Source organism: Shewanella aestuarii, from assembly GCF_011765625.1.
GTDB classification, from domain to species: Bacteria; Pseudomonadota; Gammaproteobacteria; order Enterobacterales; family Shewanellaceae; genus Shewanella; species Shewanella aestuarii_A.
The window spans coordinates 3,753,599-3,770,701 of the sequence record NZ_CP050313.1; the positions used below are offsets into that span (position 1 = coordinate 3,753,599).

Sequence of the window (17,103 nt, forward strand, 5' to 3'; positions counted from 1 at the left end):
TTTCATTACGTTACAGGGTAAACGAGGATAATCTTGGATGATTAGCTAAGTTTTGACCGCTAATTAGCTCATGGTCATCAGCCATTCTCTGCTGCCAAGCACCTTCTTCCCACAACTCAAATTTATTTAATTGGCCAGCTAACATGGTTTTCTTTTCCAAATTAGCAAAGCTTCTCAGTAGCGGTGGAACCACTATACGTCCATGGCCATCTAGTTCACATTCTTGGGCATAGCCCAATAGTTTTCGTTTAAAGGAACGTTCCGTAGGATCTATGTCTGACAGCAACAATAATTTGCTCTCAATGACTTCCCATTCATGTAGCGGATAGATCAATAAACAAGGAGAGTTAGTATCAACGGTTAATACAAGTGTACCTTCATGGCCATTACGTAACGCATCACGGTATCTCGCAGGTATTGCGATCCGTCCTTTTGCGTCCATATTGATTGCACTGGCACCTCGAAACACGTCTATTTAATCCCTATTTTTCTATTTTGATCCACTATGATCCACTTTTTCCCACCAAAGCTAAGTTTAGGGATAGTACACAAGGGTTGTCAAGGGATGTGACCATTTAATAAATCCAGACACCAAGCGGGTTGGCAGCGAATTTTCAACTGACTAGAAATGCAGTAAAAAAAAGCTGAATAAAAGGGTATTAACGAACAGTTAATGAATGAAACCAGACACATATAGGAGATTATTTAAGCAGTTTTGATCTGCAATGAAAGCATAGATGAACAAGTTGTGCCGACGTTAACCACATTATCAAGTCACAATTGAAGCCGTGAAACGATAATTTAGTGAGCAAATCATCAATAAATCCACATGACTCAGTTAACTGTCATTAAAAATTTACCCGTTTGTATTGCTGTTTATGCGGTGATTTGGGATTCGCTCGCGATCAAACAAAATAAATAAAACACCTGTTTATGATTAAATTTTCTCCACATCCGGCCGATATCAAGATGTGAGTCAAGGTAAAAGAGTATTCAAATGATATAGTAAATCAATAAACACTGCTTATCAGGACGATAAGCAGCATGATTAAGGAGAGCACCATGAGTTTAGACAGTATATATTCAATGTTAGCAACACCAATACGCTTAGTGAGCACTAACAAGCGCAATGTTAAACAAGTTGATGTTTGCAGTGCGATAAATCCCGACAGCCACGAAGCGCCTCAATCACAATTGCCACCTTTGCTAAATAAAAAAGCTCACATTGATCAATCAATTGACAAAGTAGATGCCATTGATGCTAACGATATTACCGACGATGATGCCCCACTCCCTAAGCAGGGCAAATCATTGATTAAACATATTGATGTGGAAGTGTAATCAACACAGATGAATTAATGAGTACTGACTTGTTTCACTGCACGCTGCCAGCCTTGATATAACTTATCCCTTTGCTCATCAGCCATGTTAGCACTGAACACTTTGTCAGTGGCTAACATAAATTGTAGTTCTTCAGTCGACTCCCACACACCAACAGCAAGACCTGCAAGAAATGCCGCTCCCATAGCAGTTGTTTCAGTCACTTGCGGTCTAAGCACATTAACATTGGTAATATCTGACTGAAATTGCATAAGGAAGTCATTTGCTACTGCACCACCATCAACACGAATTTGTTTTAATTCAACGCCAGAGTCTTTAATCATCGCATCCAATAAATCACGAGACTGATAAGCAATAGATTCAAGTGCAGCACGAATAATATGATTCCGATTCGCTCCACGTGTTAGGCCTAATATTGCACCTCTTGCATCAGCATCCCAATAAGGCGCGCCTAAACCAACAAACGCAGGGACGACATACACACCATTCGTATCGCTTACCTTGTCAGCATAATACTGAGTATCACAAGCATCTTGAATGATCCCTAACTCATCTCGTAGCCATTGAATAATGGCCCCGCCCATGAAAACTGAACCTTCAAGCGCATAACAAGCTTGGCCTTTATCGCCAATCGCTACAGTAGTTAATAAACCATGTGTAGACTCTACGGCTTTATCACCGGTATTCATTAACAGAAAACAGCCTGTGCCATAAGTATTTTTAACCATCCCCGGCTGTAAACATAACTGACCAAAAAGCGCCGACTGCTGATCTCCAGCCATTCCTGCTACAGGAATACCATTACCGCCAGCCAATTCGGTATAACCATAAACTTCACATGATGATTTAACCTCAGGCAGCATCGAACGCGGAATACCAAATAAATTTAACAATTCATCGTCCCACTCTTGGGTGTGAATATTAAATAACATGGTTCGACAGGCATTCGTTGGCTCGGTAACATGTACTTTCCCCTGAGTCAGCTTCCACACTAACCACGTATCAACCGTGCCAAATAATAAATCTCCTGCTAGCGCTTGCTCACGCGCACCATCAATATTGTCCAAAATCCATTTAATTTTTGAAGCAGAAAAATAAGGGTCCAATACTAACCCTGTTTTCTTGGAGATTAATAACTCAGCCCCCTGCGCTTTGAGCTGCTGACAAATTGATTGACTGCGGCGACATTGCCAAACAATAGCATTATAAATCGGCTTACCAGTGTGCTTATTCCACACAATTGTGGTTTCACGCTGATTGGTAATGCCGATGGCAGCCACATCATGACGACTGATCCCTGCTCGGGTTAATACTTCAACTAATGATGAACTTTGTGAAGACCAAATTTCCATAGGGTCATGCTCAACCCAACCCGCTTGCGGATAATGTTGTCGAAATTCTCGTTGAGATACCGCCACAATGTCGGCTTGATGGTTAAACACAATAGCGCGGGAGCTAGTTGTTCCTTGATCTAATGCAACAATGTATTTTTTAGATTGCATGTAACTATCTCTTTATTATTAATTTTATGTGATTGTGTAACATTAACATGGCTAATCAATCACCAGTCCTTTTATGTGATTTATCATACTTTACCTTGCAATTGTTTTGCTGTCATCTCAGCCAGTCAATTTGTCACACCTTTTAAAAATAGTAACCCACAGATTGATGTACAGTATTAAAACAAAATAACCGTAAAATGAATGTTCATAATATAAGAGGAACTCAATCAATAAACACGAGTTCAGATAGCGTGGAGCTACTAATAATTTATATCACTATGCTACAATCTGCAGGCGTTCACTTGAGGATTTATCTTGAATAACTTTAAACCGATTAAACAAGTAAAAGCTTCTGAAGAAGTTTTTCAACAACTAAAAGCTGCTATTTTTGACGGACAGTTTGTCGCAGGTGATAAATTGCCCTCAGAGCGTGAGCTGATTGAAAACTTTCAAGTAAGCAGAACTGTAGTCAGAGAGTCGCTTAAAGCCTTAGAAGCCAGTGACTTAGTTGTCATTAAACAAGGCGCAATGGGTGGTGCTTTTGTTAAACAAATGACCTTTGAACGTCTAACGACAGCGACTGAAGACTTGTTTTTTATGAATCAAATGTCTTTTACCGAAATCTGTAAAGCTAGGCTTGAAATCGAACCTATTATTGCCCGGCTAGCGGCAGAAAATTGTAACCCTGAATACGCTAAAAAACTTATCGCAGCTTGCGAGCAAGAAAGTAGTACATTAGCCTATCCAGAAACGATTTATTTACGTCGTAAAGTCCATTTCATTCTTGCTGAAATGTGTGAAAACCGCTACCTGATGGCGATTAGCAAATCGCTAATAGAACTTGTAGGCAATATAACCCAAAAATTTCAGCCGCCTACCGATGATATTCATCCACCAGGAATGCATTCAAAATTGGTTCAAGCAGTCATTAATAATGATGGCGAGGGTGCAGAAAAAGCCATGTATCGGCACCTAAAAGATTTCCTAGATATTCTGCAAGCTATCGAAGCTGAGTATAGACAAAACTCAATGACAAACAGCAATTAAGCAAGCGCTGAAAATTAGTCGCCTTACTATCTGATACCAATCACAGTAAATAAGTGGCCAGAAATAGCGTAGAAAAAATGCGTGATAACAAGACAATTTTTTTGATAAGTAGTTATTCACAATCAAAAAATCTAACACAGTTATCAGGTATTTCATAAGCGAGAATGATCAGTTATTTATGACGATTGGTATGATATCTTGAGTAAAAAAATCCAGTGATAAACATCACTGGATTTTTTGTTGGCTAAAACTGACATTACATCTTGTAGCTAAACTGCACGCCCGCTAACCAAACATCACCGGTTGCGTCGCCATTAAAATTAATTTGCGCTAAATTGAGTAAATTTTGCGTTTCATTAATCGGTGCATCACCAGACATTTTTATATAAGTTAGGGCAAAATCAACTGTTAATTTTTCTGTCGCTTGGTAACCAGCACCAACACTAAACCATAAACGGTTAGTATCAGGAATGGTGGTAGTACGGTCTTTATCATTGACGGCCGTTTGATCAAGTGCAACACCTGCACGCAATAACCAATCATGATTAATGCTATAAGTGGTACCCACAGCATAGCGCCAGTTATCTTTGAAGTTTTCTTCTTTTACGACATCAAAATCTTCACCATTACTTGGTTTTTCATTCGGGAAATAAGCCACAAGCTGGTCGAACACACTCCACTGAGTCCAATTAACACTGGCATGCATAGCCCAGTTTTCAGTTAACTGGTGATAAGACGCTAATTCAGCAAATGCAGGTAATTCTAAAGGTAAATAACCATCGATATGACCCCCTTCAGGGCCAACGTATACCAAGCCAGATGCTTTGCCATCTAAATCTAACTTTACGCCACTGTGATAAGCCAGACCAAGACGATGATCTTTGTTGATCTGCCAGCTTGCTCCCGCTTTCCAGCCCATACTGATGTCATCACCTTCCATCGACTTTAGTGACGTTCCCGCACTTGGCAATTGCGCTTTAATTGCGTCTGGAAGTGTTGGAATTGCTTTGATACCTTCAATCCAATATGGCGCAGATGCACCAATCTCGCCCTCACCATAAACCACTCGTAAACCGGCACCCAATGTAAATTGTTCATTTACGCGATACGCAATATTTGGGTTAAATTCAACAGTGGTAACAGCTGTGGAGTTACCAAATATAGCTGCGGCATGAGTCGACTCAATTTCAGTCGCTAATCCATAATTTGAATTAACAGCTAAACCCCAAGTCCATTGATCATTTAACTGATTTGAATAATAAAAATTTGGCACAGGCGCATCCCCAGCAACATCATGCGCACTCGCAGGAATATGTATTACCTCAGAACCAAGTAAAGGAGAGCTAATTGCAATATCACCTGTCACATCAATGTTAGGCATCACATAAATTGCACCTGCTGATAATTGACGCCCAGCTAAGTAATTTAGCATAGCTGGATTACGTGATTGCGCAGCGGCATTATCTGCCATAGCGGCTTCCCCCGCAAACGCGCGACCAAGGCCTGTGGCTGAGTATTCTGCTAATTGAAAACCTGCTGCTTGGGCGTGAAATGGCATTTGGAAGACTACGGCAGCAACCGCTAAAGTTAACACTGTCTTTTTCATGGAGAGTCTCTTGATCATTTATTTTTGTTGTTAAAAACGGATTCATATATGCACAATTACTTAATTTAGAGTAAAAGCTCAATACGAGATGGCCGCAAGTTTACTGATCTAAAACACCAATGCAACAGTGCAACTGATATTTGTTCAACATAGCTACTGCAAAATTGCTGCAATATAGATCACATTTTTACAATTCAACCAACAAAAAAGTACAACTCTGTTTGCTGAAAAACATCACATAAATACACGCCTTAATTTTGTTCTTTAAAATCAATAATAAAAGCAAGTTTTTATACATTTAAATAACACACGAGTAAGCTGAAAAAATCACTTCCCCCAAGATTGCAGCCCACATTAACGAGCTCACACACTTAAAAGTTTTTTCATGAATAACAAAAAAGCCCCACAGAATATCTGCAGGGCTTTCAATGGTTTTTATCTTCCTAATAAATTAGGCTGAACAAATTATAAGCTGTAGTAAAGCTCAAACTCTAATGGGTGAGTTGTGCGTGATACACGCTCAGCTTCAGCCTTTTTCAAATTAATGTATGACTCAATGAAATCTTTGCTGAATACATCGCCTTTCATTAAGAACTCATGATCAGCTTCTAAGTTTTCTAATGCATTTTCTAGTGAAGTCGCAACTTGTGGGATCTCAGCCGCTTCTTCAGCAGGTAGGTCATACAAGTCTTTGTCCATTGCATCGCCAGGGTGGATCTTGTTTTGAATACCATCAAGACCAGCCATTAATAATGCAGAGAACGCTAAGTATGGGTTAGCGGTTGGATCTGGGAAACGAGTTTCGATACGACGTGCTTTAGGGCTTGGTACCACTGGGATACGAATTGAAGCACTACGGTTACGCGCTGAGTAAGCTAACATAACAGGCGCTTCAAAATGTGGTACTAAACGCTTGTATGAGTTAGTACTTGGGTTAGTGAATGCGTTCAATGCACGAGCATGCTTGATGATACCACCAATATAGTAAAGTGCAGTTTCACTCAAACCAGCATACTTGTCACCAGAGAATAAGTTCACACCATCTTTAGCAAGTGATTGGTGAACGTGCATACCAGAACCGTTATCACCAACGATTGGCTTAGGCATAAAGGTAGCCGTCTTACCATAAGCGTGTGCCATGTTGTGTACGACATACTTAAGGATTTGAATCTCGTCAGCTTTAGTTGTTAGTGTGTTAAAACGTGTCGCAATTTCGTTTTGACCCGCTGTTGCTACTTCATGGTGATGAGCTTCAACAACTTGACCCATTTCCTCAAGGACTAAACACATTGCACTACGTAAATCTTGTGAAGAGTCAACAGGAGCAACAGGGAAATAACCACCTTTAACAAATGGACGGTGACCAGTGTTGCCATCTTCATAGCTTGTACCTGAGTTCCATGCTGCTTCTTTAGCATCTAACTTAACGAAACAACCTGACATGTCAGTACCAAACTTAACATCATCAAATAGGAAGAATTCTGGCTCTGGACCAATTAATACGGTGTCAGCAATACCAGTAGACTTTAAGTACTCTTCTGCTTTTTTAGCGATTGAGCGAGGATCACGGTCGTAACCGGTCATGGTACCAGGCTCTAAAATATCACAACGAATTAACGCTGTTGTTTCTTCAGTAAAAGGATCTAAAACAAAAGTAGACGCATCTGGCATTAACACCATGTCTGATTCGTTAATACCTTTCCAACCTGAAATAGAAGAACCGTCAAACATTTTGCCGTCTTCAAAAAAGTCTTCGTTTACTTGATGAGCTGGAATAGAAACGTGCTGCTCTTTACCTTTAGTATCGGTAAAGCGTAAGTCAACGAATTTAACTTCTAATTCTTCAAGTTGCTTTAATACTGATTCAACTGACATTCTCAAGCCTCCGGTAGGGTCAAGGGGTATCCCTTTTAAATATAATTTTTCTGTAACTCGAGTCATTCATACTCGAGTAAACCAAAATAAAATGGTTATGTTTACATGATGTCACACATGAAGCGATTATCATGCCAGTTATATAAATTATTGATTTATATAATCTTGCAATTTTTGCCTCAACGTTAAGATCGAAAAATGCACCAAAAAGATCCTCACTACGCACAATATTGGTGCACCCATCCAAGTTGGTGCACTTCGATTATATCGAGGCTGAAACAAAAAAAATGTATTCAAACGATAAATACCCCATCCGATTTACGGAAACAGTGTTTTGCGCTTTCATTCTCATCAAACTATTATATCTCTGTGCATTTATTAACCAGGCATTATTTCAAGTGCATCCTGAACCGCTGTTCAATTGAGTATTATTTCAACTTAAATACAGAAGTGTTCAAAAAAAATCCTATCTACTCAAGCCTTGGTAGAGTAGAATGGCACGCTTTTTTATGGTGGCAAAACTGCAATTGCTGTAATGGCCACTGTGAAGTCCTATTTTTATTTGATGGTATTAGAGGTTTTATCCGTGTTAGAGAATTTACGTAACATCGCCATTATTGCTCACGTTGACCATGGCAAAACGACCTTGGTAGACAAGCTTCTGGCTCAGTCAGGCACCCTTGAAAGTCGGGGCGAAGCCGAAGAACGTGTAATGGATTCTAACGCTCTTGAAAAAGAACGTGGTATCACCATTCTTGCAAAAAACACCGCCATCAAATGGAACGAATACCGTATTAACATCGTAGACACCCCTGGCCACGCCGATTTCGGTGGTGAGGTTGAGCGCGTTCTATCTATGGTTGATTCAGTATTACTATTAGTTGATGCTGTTGATGGTCCAATGCCGCAAACTCGTTTCGTTACTAAAAAAGCGTTTGCGCAAGGGTTAAAGCCAATTGTTGTTATCAACAAGATTGACCGCCCAGGTGCTCGTCCTGATTGGGTAATTGACCAAGTATTTGATCTATTCGACAACCTTGGTGCAACTGACGAGCAGTTAGATTTCCCTATTGTTTACGCTTCTGCATTAAATGGTTTTGCGTCTTTAGATCCAGACGAAACGAGCGAAGACATGACACCACTTTTCCAAACTATTGTTGAAAAAGTGTCATTCCCAGATGCCGATGCAGATGGCACATTCCAAATGCAAATTTCGCAACTTGATTACAACTCTTATGTAGGTGTAATTGGTATTGGTCGTATTAAGCGCGGTAGCGTTAAAGTTAACCAACAAGTGACTGTTGTTGGCGCTGACGGTAAAACCCGTAACGGTAAAGTAGGCCAAGTATTAGGCTATATGGGTCTAGACCGTCACGAAGTTGAATCTGCAAGTGCTGGCGACATTGTTGCTATCACAGGTTTAGGCGAACTAAAAATTTCTGATACAGTTTGTGCTGTAGGTAATGTAGAAGCATTACCACCGTTATCTGTTGACGAACCAACACTGACGATGACCTTCCAAGTAAACACCTCTCCGTTTGCGGGTAAAGAAGGTAAGTATGTTACTTCACGGAATATTCTTGAGCGTTTACAACAAGAATTAGTTCATAACGTGGCATTACGTGTTGAAGAGACAGATTCTCCAGACCGCTTCCGTGTTTCTGGCCGTGGTGAATTACACCTTTCAATCTTAATTGAAAATATGCGTCGTGAAGGTTATGAATTAGCCGTATCACGTCCAGAAGTTATCACCAAAGTTATCGACGGTGAGCTATGTGAACCATACGAAACCCTAACGGTTGACGTAGAAGAAGTTCACCAAGGTGCCGTGATTGAGAAACTAGGTACCCGCAAAGCTGAAATGAAAGACATGCAACTAGATGGCAAAGGCCGTGTACGTGTTGACTTTATCATTCCAAGCCGTGGTCTAATTGGTTTCCAAACTGAGTTCCTAACTGCGACGTCTGGTACAGGTTTAATTTATCATTCATTCGATCACTATGGTCCTCACAAAGGTGGCGAAATCGGTCAACGTGCAAATGGTGTATTAATTTCAAATGCAACCGGTAAAGCTCTGACATTCGCACTATTCGGCTTACAAGACCGTGGTCGCCTAATGATTGGTCACGCTGCAGAAGTATATGAAGGTCAAGTTGTGGGTATTCACTCGCGTTCAAATGACCTAACAGTAAACTGTCTTAAAGGTAAGCAGCTAACTAACATGCGCGCATCAGGTACTGACGAAGCGCAAGTGTTAACACCGCACATTCAAATGACACTTGAGCAAGCACTTGAGTTTATTGATGACGATGAATTAGTTGAAGTCACGCCTAAAAACATTCGTGTACGTAAGAAGTTTTTAACTGAAAATGACCGTAAGCGTGCGAGTCGCGCTGGTGCATAATTCGTAAGATGTTATCTAAAAAGCCCAGTTTAACTGGGCTTTTTTGTGCCTGTGATTTGCCTGCTGTTAGAATAAACTCGTTTTAAGATGAAAATTTTCCATCTACACCATCAACATTTAACTAGATATTCACTTTAATTAAATATAAATTCACTACAAATCATTTGTAAGGAATTTATATGACCACAATAAACAACGTCAATGTCGCAACTCAAGCCAATGTTTATTTCGACGGTAAAGTGACTAGTCGAACAGTATTTTTTGCCGATGGAAGCAAGCAAACCCTAGGCGTGGTGTTGCCTGGTGAGTACACATTTTCAACCTCTCAAGGTGAAATAATGCAAGTCACATCGGGAGAGTTTGCTGTGTTATTACCTAATGCTGAAGAGTGGATAAGCTATCCTGCTGGTACACAATTTGAATTGGCTGCCAATGTCAGCTTTAGCATTCGCACTCAAGGTATTGCAGAATATTGCTGTAGTTACTTATAAAATTCATGACCAAATACTAATAGCAGTCTTTGTATGCTGAATATATGACAGCCAAATCCGAAAACAATTTGGCTGTCATTTTTATTAAAAAAAGCTAATCTAATAAAGATATTAATATAGGAAAAGGAATCCGATATGCGGATCTTATTAATACTTGCTTTATTGATGGTAAGTATCAGCTGCATGGCGACAGTTTACCGCTGGGTAGATGAGAATGGCAAAGTCCATTACAGTGACGAACCAATCGCCAATGCCGAAGTCGTCGAATTAAAAGATAATACTCAAAATAAAATTGCCCTCAAAGAAACCAGAATTGAATCCGTTAGCCCACAAAAAGAGGAAGCCGTTCAACTTGAAATAACCATTGTCTCACCGTTTCATGAAGAAACTATCCGTGATAACTCTGGTAATTTTGACGTCACAGTAAGCATCACACCCAAATTACCCAATGGCGTATCACTGGCTTTATTTGTTGATGGCACCATTAAAGTGCAGCCACAAACCTCAACTGTTTTTCAACTCAGAGGGATTTATCGTGGCGAACACACCATTGTAGTGAAAGCATTGGATCAAAACGGCAAAGTCCTTGCATCTAGTTCCCCAAGAAAGATCTTTCTTCACCAAGCAAGTGTTGGCAAATAGTACTAAGACCAGTACATTTTCAATATTTAACTAATAAAAACAATCAGATATAGTTAACTTGTTTTTACTAAATTAAACCATTTGCTTGAGTGAATCGAGTTGCAGAATGCACCAAACTGGTGCACCATCATGGTGCGACTCGAATTTCAGGATGGCGAATGGATACCAATAACTTACTTAATAATCTTGTCACTGCTGTTTTAGTGATTGATGCCAATCTTAAACCTTGCTTTGCTAATGCGGCAGCAGAGCAACTATTGGCTGTGGCGAATCATAAGCTATTAGAACTCTGCTTACCTGACCTTTACCAATTCTTGGGTGTCGAAGCGAGCATTTTGCGTGACGCTGTAAAATCCAACCAAGGTATTACCGTTAATACGGCACCATTAATCACCTTAGATGGTCAGCATCACACCATAGATTTAACCCTTGTACCGATAGAGGATAAACAAAATTTAAGTCTGCTGGAATTGCGTCAAGTGGATCAACAACGTCGTATCCATCAGCAACTCAATATGGATGCACAACAACAAGCTGCACAATATCTAGTACGAAACTTAGCCCATGAAATCAAAAATCCACTCGGCGGATTGCGTGGTGCCGCACAACTCCTGTCAAGAGAGCTCACATCGCCCGATTTAAAAGAGTTTACTCATCTTATTATTGAGCAAGCAGATCGACTTAGAAATCTAGTCGACAGATTGTTAGGCCCGCAAATGCCAACCCAACATGCTGAGCACAATATTCATCAAGTGGTGCAAAAGGTACTCAAGCTCGTTGAATTAACGCTACCGGCCAATATTACGATCAAGCGTGATTATGACCCATCGCTACCCGATATTTTGATGGATCACGATCAACTACAACAAGCAGTACTGAATATTGTCCAAAATGCGGTACAAGCTTTAGAAAAAACAGGTGGCGAAATATCAATCAAAAGCCGCACTCAACATCAAGTCACCATTGGCACCCAGCGTTACAAGATGGTTCTCACGCTATCAATTATTGATAACGGCCCAGGTATTCCGCCTGAATTGATGGACACCCTGTTTTACCCTATGGTCACCGGACGCGAAGATGGCTCGGGCCTAGGATTATCTATTGCACACAATATTGCCCGATTACATGGTGGACGCATCGACTGTGTATCTGCCCCCGGACACACCGAATTTATTATTACTTTGCCATTACAATTACAGTGAAGCTAAAGGCAACATGAGGTAACAAGATGACAATAAGCGAACAAGTATGGATCTTAGATGATGATAGCTCCATTCGTTGGGTGCTAGAAAAGGCTTTATCAGGGGCAAAACTCACCTGTGCCAGCTTTGCCGCAGCTGAATCACTTTGGCAAGCATTAGAATTGTCACAGCCACAAGTTATTGTGTCAGATATTCGTATGCCGGGTACTGACGGCTTAACTTTACTCGATCGTTTGCAGCTTCATTACCCTCACATTCCCGTGATCATTATGACGGCGCATTCGGATTTAGACAGTGCTGTCAGCGCTTATCAAGCCGGTGCATTTGAATACCTCCCCAAGCCATTTGATATTGACGAAGCTATTGCGCTAGTCGAGCGAGCGTTAACTCACGCCACCGAGCAAACACCAACAACAGCCCCAGAAACACCATTAAAAGCCCCTGAAATCATTGGTGAAGCACCCGCTATGCAAGAGGTCTTTCGTGCTATTGGTCGTTTATCACGGTCATCCATTAGCGTGTTAATTAATGGTCAATCCGGTACGGGTAAAGAGCTAGTCGCAGGAGCATTACATAAACATAGTCCTCGTAAAGGCAATCCCTTTATAGCGCTTAATATGGCAGCAATTCCTAAAGATTTAATTGAGTCAGAACTATTTGGCCATGAAAAAGGCGCTTTTACAGGGGCCGCTAACGTCCGCCAAGGTCGCTTTGAGCAAGCTAATGGTGGCACATTATTCTTAGATGAAATTGGCGATATGCCTTTAGATGTTCAAACTCGCTTGTTACGAGTATTAGCCGATGGCCAGTTTTATCGTGTTGGTGGTCACCAAGCTGTTCAGGTCGATGTACGTATTATTGCTGCCACCCACCAAAACTTAGAAGTGTTAGTGCAAAATGGGACTTTCCGTGAAGATTTATTTCACCGTCTGAATGTGATCCGCGTTCATCTGCCTCCCCTATCACAAAGACGAGAAGACATTCCGCAGTTAGCCAATCACTTTTTAGCCTCTGCCGCCAAAGAAATTGGTGTTGAACCTAAAGTGCTCACCAAAGAAACGGCAGCAAAGCTATCGCAACTCCCTTGGCCGGGTAATGTGCGCCAACTTGAAAACACCTGTCGCTGGTTAACGGTAATGGCCTCAGGCCAAGATATTTTGCCGCAAGATTTACCGCCAGAACTCCTTAAAGATCCGGTTAGTGCTAGTCAACATACGATTAGCCATGGCGACTGGCAAACAGCCTTAACAGACTGGATTGATGACAAGCTTGCTGCGGGCGAAAATGATTTACTGACTGAAATCCAACCCGCTTTTGAGCGCATTTTATTAGAAACTGCACTCAGACACACTCAAGGCCATAAGCAAGAAGCAGCTAAACGCTTGGGCTGGGGCCGCAACACCTTAACCCGCAAGCTCAAAGAGCTCGCCATAGAATAACCGACAATTAATTTAAAGGAGCCTAGGCTCCTTTAAATTTTTAAAACACACCTATTGTTCTCACCCAAGCAACTGAACAAACAAATAAAAATAAACAATCACCACCAACCTGTTCACAAACACCCCATACATCAGTACACTCATTAACATGCATTAATTTCAAACTGATACCTTGGAAGCATTATGGCGGGTAAAACAATTATTGTAATGGGCGTCAGTGGTAGCGGAAAAAGTACCGTTGGCCAGCAGCTTGCTACCTCGCTTAATGCCAAATTTATTGATGGTGATGATTTACACCCTCGCGCTAATATCAACAAAATGGCAAACGGTGAGCCATTAAATGATGCTGACCGCGCACCTTGGTTAGAAAGAATCGCAGATGCGGTTTACAGCATTGAATCTAAAAATGAAACTGGCGTTATCGTTTGCTCGGCATTAAAAAAGTGTTATCGGGACCGCATTAGACAAGGCAATAACCAAGTATATTTTTTATATTTACATGGCGATTATCAGCTTATCTTGCAGCGAATAACGGCAAGACGTGGTCACTTTATGAAGCAAAATATGCTTGATAGTCAATTTGCTACTTTAGAAGTGCCACTCAATGAGCCAAATACCGTTATTGTGGATATTGATAACAGCATTGAAGATATCGTCGAAAAAGCAGTCGGCCTTTTGCAGCATTAAATAAGTAACTTCATGTTAAGGCAGGTGTTCATTGAACTTTGATTCTAGCTACGGTGTTGTGATTCACAGAAATTTCATTCCGCTTTATGCAGATGATAAATACGCACAGCTTTTTGGCTATCAATCGGCTCAAGAGATACTTAATCTCAGCAGTATTTTAGAGCTTGTTGAACCTGATGCCCGTGATATCGCTAAACATACATATTACGCTTTAATGAGCGGCTTTGAGCAGCCACAAGTCAGAAATTACACCAACTGCAATCGTAACGGTGAAATGATGCAAGTGCTTGCCATTGAGCACATTGTGGAATGGCAAGGTCTTCCGGCATTACAAATCACTATAGTCAATCTCACCAACCAAATGCAAATTCGCCAACAATTACAAGCTAGCGAAAAACGCTACCGTCAACTAGTCGATGGTTCGATCCAAGGCGTGTTAGTGCACCAAAACTTCAAACCCGTTTTTTGTAACCAAGCTTATGCCGATATTTTGGGATTCGAAAAACCGGACAGTATTCTCGTATTGGACTCAATTCTTGAAGTCATTGCACCAGAGTGGCGCGAACAAAGGCAAAAAGCCTATCAACACTTACTCAACAACAAACTTACTGCCAACAAAGTGCAAATAAAATGCATCCGCCAAGATAGTTCTGAGGTATGGGTTAGTTTGATTGAAAGCCCAATTATTTGGGAAGGTGAACCAGCGGCCCAAGTAGCTCTTACCGACATTACCGAACAGTACCAACTACAACAACGGCTTGAACATCTAGCCAATATTGATGAATTAACTCAACTATTCAACCGCCGTGCTTTTATCGAAAAATTTACTAAATACCGACATCAGTTTGAGGTTAATCACCCCTATTATTGCTTGTTAATGGATATCGACAATTTCAAGGTAATTAATGACACATATGGTCATCTAGTTGGTGATCAAGTAATTACTTCGTTGGCCTCTGTTTGCCAAAAATGCTGCACCGAAGAAGACATATTAGCTCGCTGGGGAGGAGAAGAATTTGTCATGGTTTTCCCCGCTAATGATCACCTGCATGCAATAAAACGTGTTAACGCTTTACAACAACTCAATGCCCTGCAAGTAACTCATCCCCAACAGGCGCAAACCATTCAGTTTACTGCTAGTTTCGGGTTAACGAATTGGCGTCAAAACGACACGTTAGACACAATATTACATCGAGCAGACAAGGCTCTTTACCAAGCTAAAGCCCAAGGTAAAAACCAAGTCGCAAGCGATTTCTAGCTGACAAACTCATTAAACGGGATCTTGATGAACAATGACCTCAGCGTCTTTAAAGGCATTTTGTATTCTTTTTTCAGCGCTGTCAGCAATAGCATGGGCTTCAAACAGCGGTTGATGACCATCTAACTCTAAATGTAATTGTATAAAAGTCGTTTTACCAGACTGACGAGTACGCAGATCATGCATGCCTTTTACGCGGTTATCTTGTAAAGCTAACGCTTTAATTTGCTCGCGAGTATCACTGTCGAGCTCACGGTCTAATAAACTTTGAATAGACCGATAGGCTAAATCAAACGCCTGCTGGCCAATAAAAAGCGCAATAAAAATCGCAAATAGCCCATCTGCCCACCACCAGCCATAACTGGCGAGTAATAAGGCGAGCAATACCGCAGAATTAAGCAGTAAATCGGATTTGTAATGTAATGAGTCAGCTTCAACCACTGTGCTATTGGTCATTGCCAGCGCCTTCTTTTGTAACATCACTAAAGCGAGCGTCAGCACAATGGCAATAATCGACACAATCACCCCTAAAGATGCATGACTAACCGCCACAGGATTAATGAGTTTTTCACCGCCATAAAGCAGTAATAAAAACGCCGAACCAAGAATAAACCCCGACTGCGCTAATGACGCCAAAGGCTCAGCCTTACCATGACCATAGCGATGATCTTTATCGGCTGGCACAATCGCATAACGAATGGCAATAAAATTCACAATAGAAGCCAGTGCGTCAGCAAAAGAATCCGTTAACGATGCCAGCATACTGGCCGAGCCAGAATACATCCAAGCCACTAATTTAATAACGATTAAACAGAGCGCTGTAGCAACCGAGGCTCGGCTAGCTAACTTAACCCAAAAATCGTAATCCGTATTTGCATTAGTCAAAGTTACAGGCTCTCGTTTTGGCTGAAAATAGATTGTTAATAATAGCAATTAAACTAGCAAAACTACGATATTGTTTGCTCTGTACTGCAACAAGAAGTCTTAAAATGTGAGCTAATACCCATTCTTAAAACACAAAAAAACCGCTAAGCATCACTTAGCGGTTGGCGCTTCCGGAAAGACGTTACTTGAACAAATTATTAGCTTAATTACTTACGCTTTTTATGGCCATTTTCAAAACGCTTAGCAAACTTTTCTTGCTGCTCAGGGGTTAATATTTGATAAATTTCGTTCTGCATTTTTAACATTTTTAAGGCTGTTTGCTGATGAGCTTGCTGCTTTTGCTCAATCATAGCTTGGGCAGCCGCTTCATCAAAATTAGCACTGGTTACTAAGCTCAACATTTGCGCTTTATGTTCTGCGCGCTGCTCTTTTGTTGGACGCTCACCAGCTTGTGCTTTATATTTTTCAACAATCAATTTTACTTCAGCCTTTTGAGCATCGGTTAAGTCAAGTTTGCGTAGCATCTTGTGCATGCCACCTTTGTCATGACCATGATGGCCTTTTACTTGACGATGTTCTTGGCTAGTTTTAACGCCGGTATCAGATACTGGATCAGCTGCATATAATTGCCCCGCCATTAAAGCTGAACTTGCAACTAACGCAATAAGACTCGATTTTAATACAAGATGTGTTTTCATCACGGTTTCCTCAATGAATGACATTA

The 17,103-nt window shown here is 40.9% G+C and carries 15 protein-coding genes; 9 read left to right on the forward strand and 6 right to left on the reverse strand.

Annotation, left to right across the window (positions count from 1 at the left end; translation table 11 throughout):
* Positions 1-10: 10 nt before the first annotated feature.
* A complete protein-coding gene (gene mraZ / locus HBH39_RS16310; RefSeq protein WP_167679707.1) occupies positions 11-469 on the reverse strand; it encodes a division/cell wall cluster transcriptional repressor MraZ in 459 nt (152 codons plus the stop codon).
* Positions 470-1,062: 593 nt separating this feature from the next.
* On the opposite strand from mraZ, the gene HBH39_RS16315 reads away from it, so the two are divergent.
* A complete protein-coding gene (locus HBH39_RS16315; protein ID WP_167679708.1) occupies positions 1,063-1,341 on the forward strand; it encodes a hypothetical protein in 279 nt (92 codons plus the stop codon).
* Between the two features lie 14 nt (positions 1,342-1,355).
* Here the strand turns inward: HBH39_RS16315 and glpK are convergent, their stop codons facing one another.
* Complete coding sequence (glpK, locus tag HBH39_RS16320; protein WP_167679709.1) at positions 1,356-2,843, reverse strand: glycerol kinase GlpK; 1,488 nt, start codon at positions 2,841-2,843, stop codon at positions 1,356-1,358.
* Between the two features lie 315 nt (positions 2,844-3,158).
* Here glpK and HBH39_RS16325 point away from each other — a divergent pair, with 315 nt between their 5' ends.
* The gene (locus HBH39_RS16325; RefSeq protein WP_167679710.1) at positions 3,159-3,890 is read left to right on the forward strand and encodes a FadR/GntR family transcriptional regulator; all 732 of its coding nucleotides are present in this window, start codon (positions 3,159-3,161) and stop codon (positions 3,888-3,890) included.
* Between the two features lie 256 nt (positions 3,891-4,146).
* On the opposite strand, the gene HBH39_RS16330 is transcribed toward HBH39_RS16325, so the two are convergent.
* The gene (locus tag HBH39_RS16330) at positions 4,147-5,496 is read right to left on the reverse strand and encodes an outer membrane protein transport protein (protein WP_167679711.1); all 1,350 of its coding nucleotides are present in this window, start codon (positions 5,494-5,496) and stop codon (positions 4,147-4,149) included.
* Between the two features lie 465 nt (positions 5,497-5,961).
* The gene (glnA, locus tag HBH39_RS16335; RefSeq protein ID WP_167679712.1) at positions 5,962-7,371 is read right to left on the reverse strand and encodes a glutamate--ammonia ligase; all 1,410 of its coding nucleotides are present in this window, start codon (positions 7,369-7,371) and stop codon (positions 5,962-5,964) included.
* Positions 7,372-7,957: 586 nt separating this feature from the next.
* Between glnA and typA the strand changes: the two genes are divergently transcribed.
* The 7 genes from typA to HBH39_RS16370 all read left to right on the forward strand — a co-directional run bounded on the left by typA (position 7,958) and on the right by HBH39_RS16370 (position 15,494).
* A complete protein-coding gene (gene typA, locus HBH39_RS16340; RefSeq protein ID WP_167679713.1) occupies positions 7,958-9,775 on the forward strand; it encodes a translational GTPase TypA in 1,818 nt (605 codons plus the stop codon).
* A gap of 179 nt (positions 9,776-9,954) precedes the next feature.
* Positions 9,955-10,266, forward strand: a complete 312-nt coding sequence (locus HBH39_RS16345) for a pyrimidine/purine nucleoside phosphorylase (protein WP_167679714.1) — start codon at positions 9,955-9,957, stop codon at positions 10,264-10,266.
* A 135-nt stretch (positions 10,267-10,401) separates the two neighbouring features.
* On the forward strand, positions 10,402-10,908 hold the full coding sequence (locus HBH39_RS16350) for a DUF4124 domain-containing protein (protein WP_167679715.1): 507 nt from the start codon (positions 10,402-10,404) through the stop codon (positions 10,906-10,908).
* A gap of 158 nt (positions 10,909-11,066) precedes the next feature.
* Entirely contained in the window at positions 11,067-12,110 is a 1,044-nt protein-coding gene (gene glnL, locus HBH39_RS16355; RefSeq protein ID WP_167679716.1) for a nitrogen regulation protein NR(II), read from the forward strand.
* Positions 12,111-12,136: 26 nt separating this feature from the next.
* Complete coding sequence (gene glnG / locus HBH39_RS16360) at positions 12,137-13,549, forward strand: nitrogen regulation protein NR(I) (RefSeq protein ID WP_167679717.1); 1,413 nt, start codon at positions 12,137-12,139, stop codon at positions 13,547-13,549.
* A 183-nt stretch (positions 13,550-13,732) separates the two neighbouring features.
* A complete protein-coding gene (locus tag HBH39_RS16365) occupies positions 13,733-14,236 on the forward strand; it encodes a gluconokinase (RefSeq protein WP_167679718.1) in 504 nt (167 codons plus the stop codon).
* Between the two features lie 31 nt (positions 14,237-14,267).
* A complete protein-coding gene (locus HBH39_RS16370) occupies positions 14,268-15,494 on the forward strand; it encodes a sensor domain-containing diguanylate cyclase (RefSeq protein ID WP_167679719.1) in 1,227 nt (408 codons plus the stop codon).
* Between the two features lie 12 nt (positions 15,495-15,506).
* On the opposite strand, the gene fieF is transcribed toward HBH39_RS16370, so the two are convergent.
* Entirely contained in the window at positions 15,507-16,379 is an 873-nt protein-coding gene (gene fieF / locus HBH39_RS16375; RefSeq protein WP_167679720.1) for a cation efflux pump FieF, read from the reverse strand.
* 206 nt (positions 16,380-16,585) lie between these two features.
* A complete protein-coding gene (locus tag HBH39_RS16380; protein ID WP_167679721.1) occupies positions 16,586-17,077 on the reverse strand; it encodes a Spy/CpxP family protein refolding chaperone in 492 nt (163 codons plus the stop codon).
* Positions 17,078-17,103 lie beyond the last annotated feature (26 nt).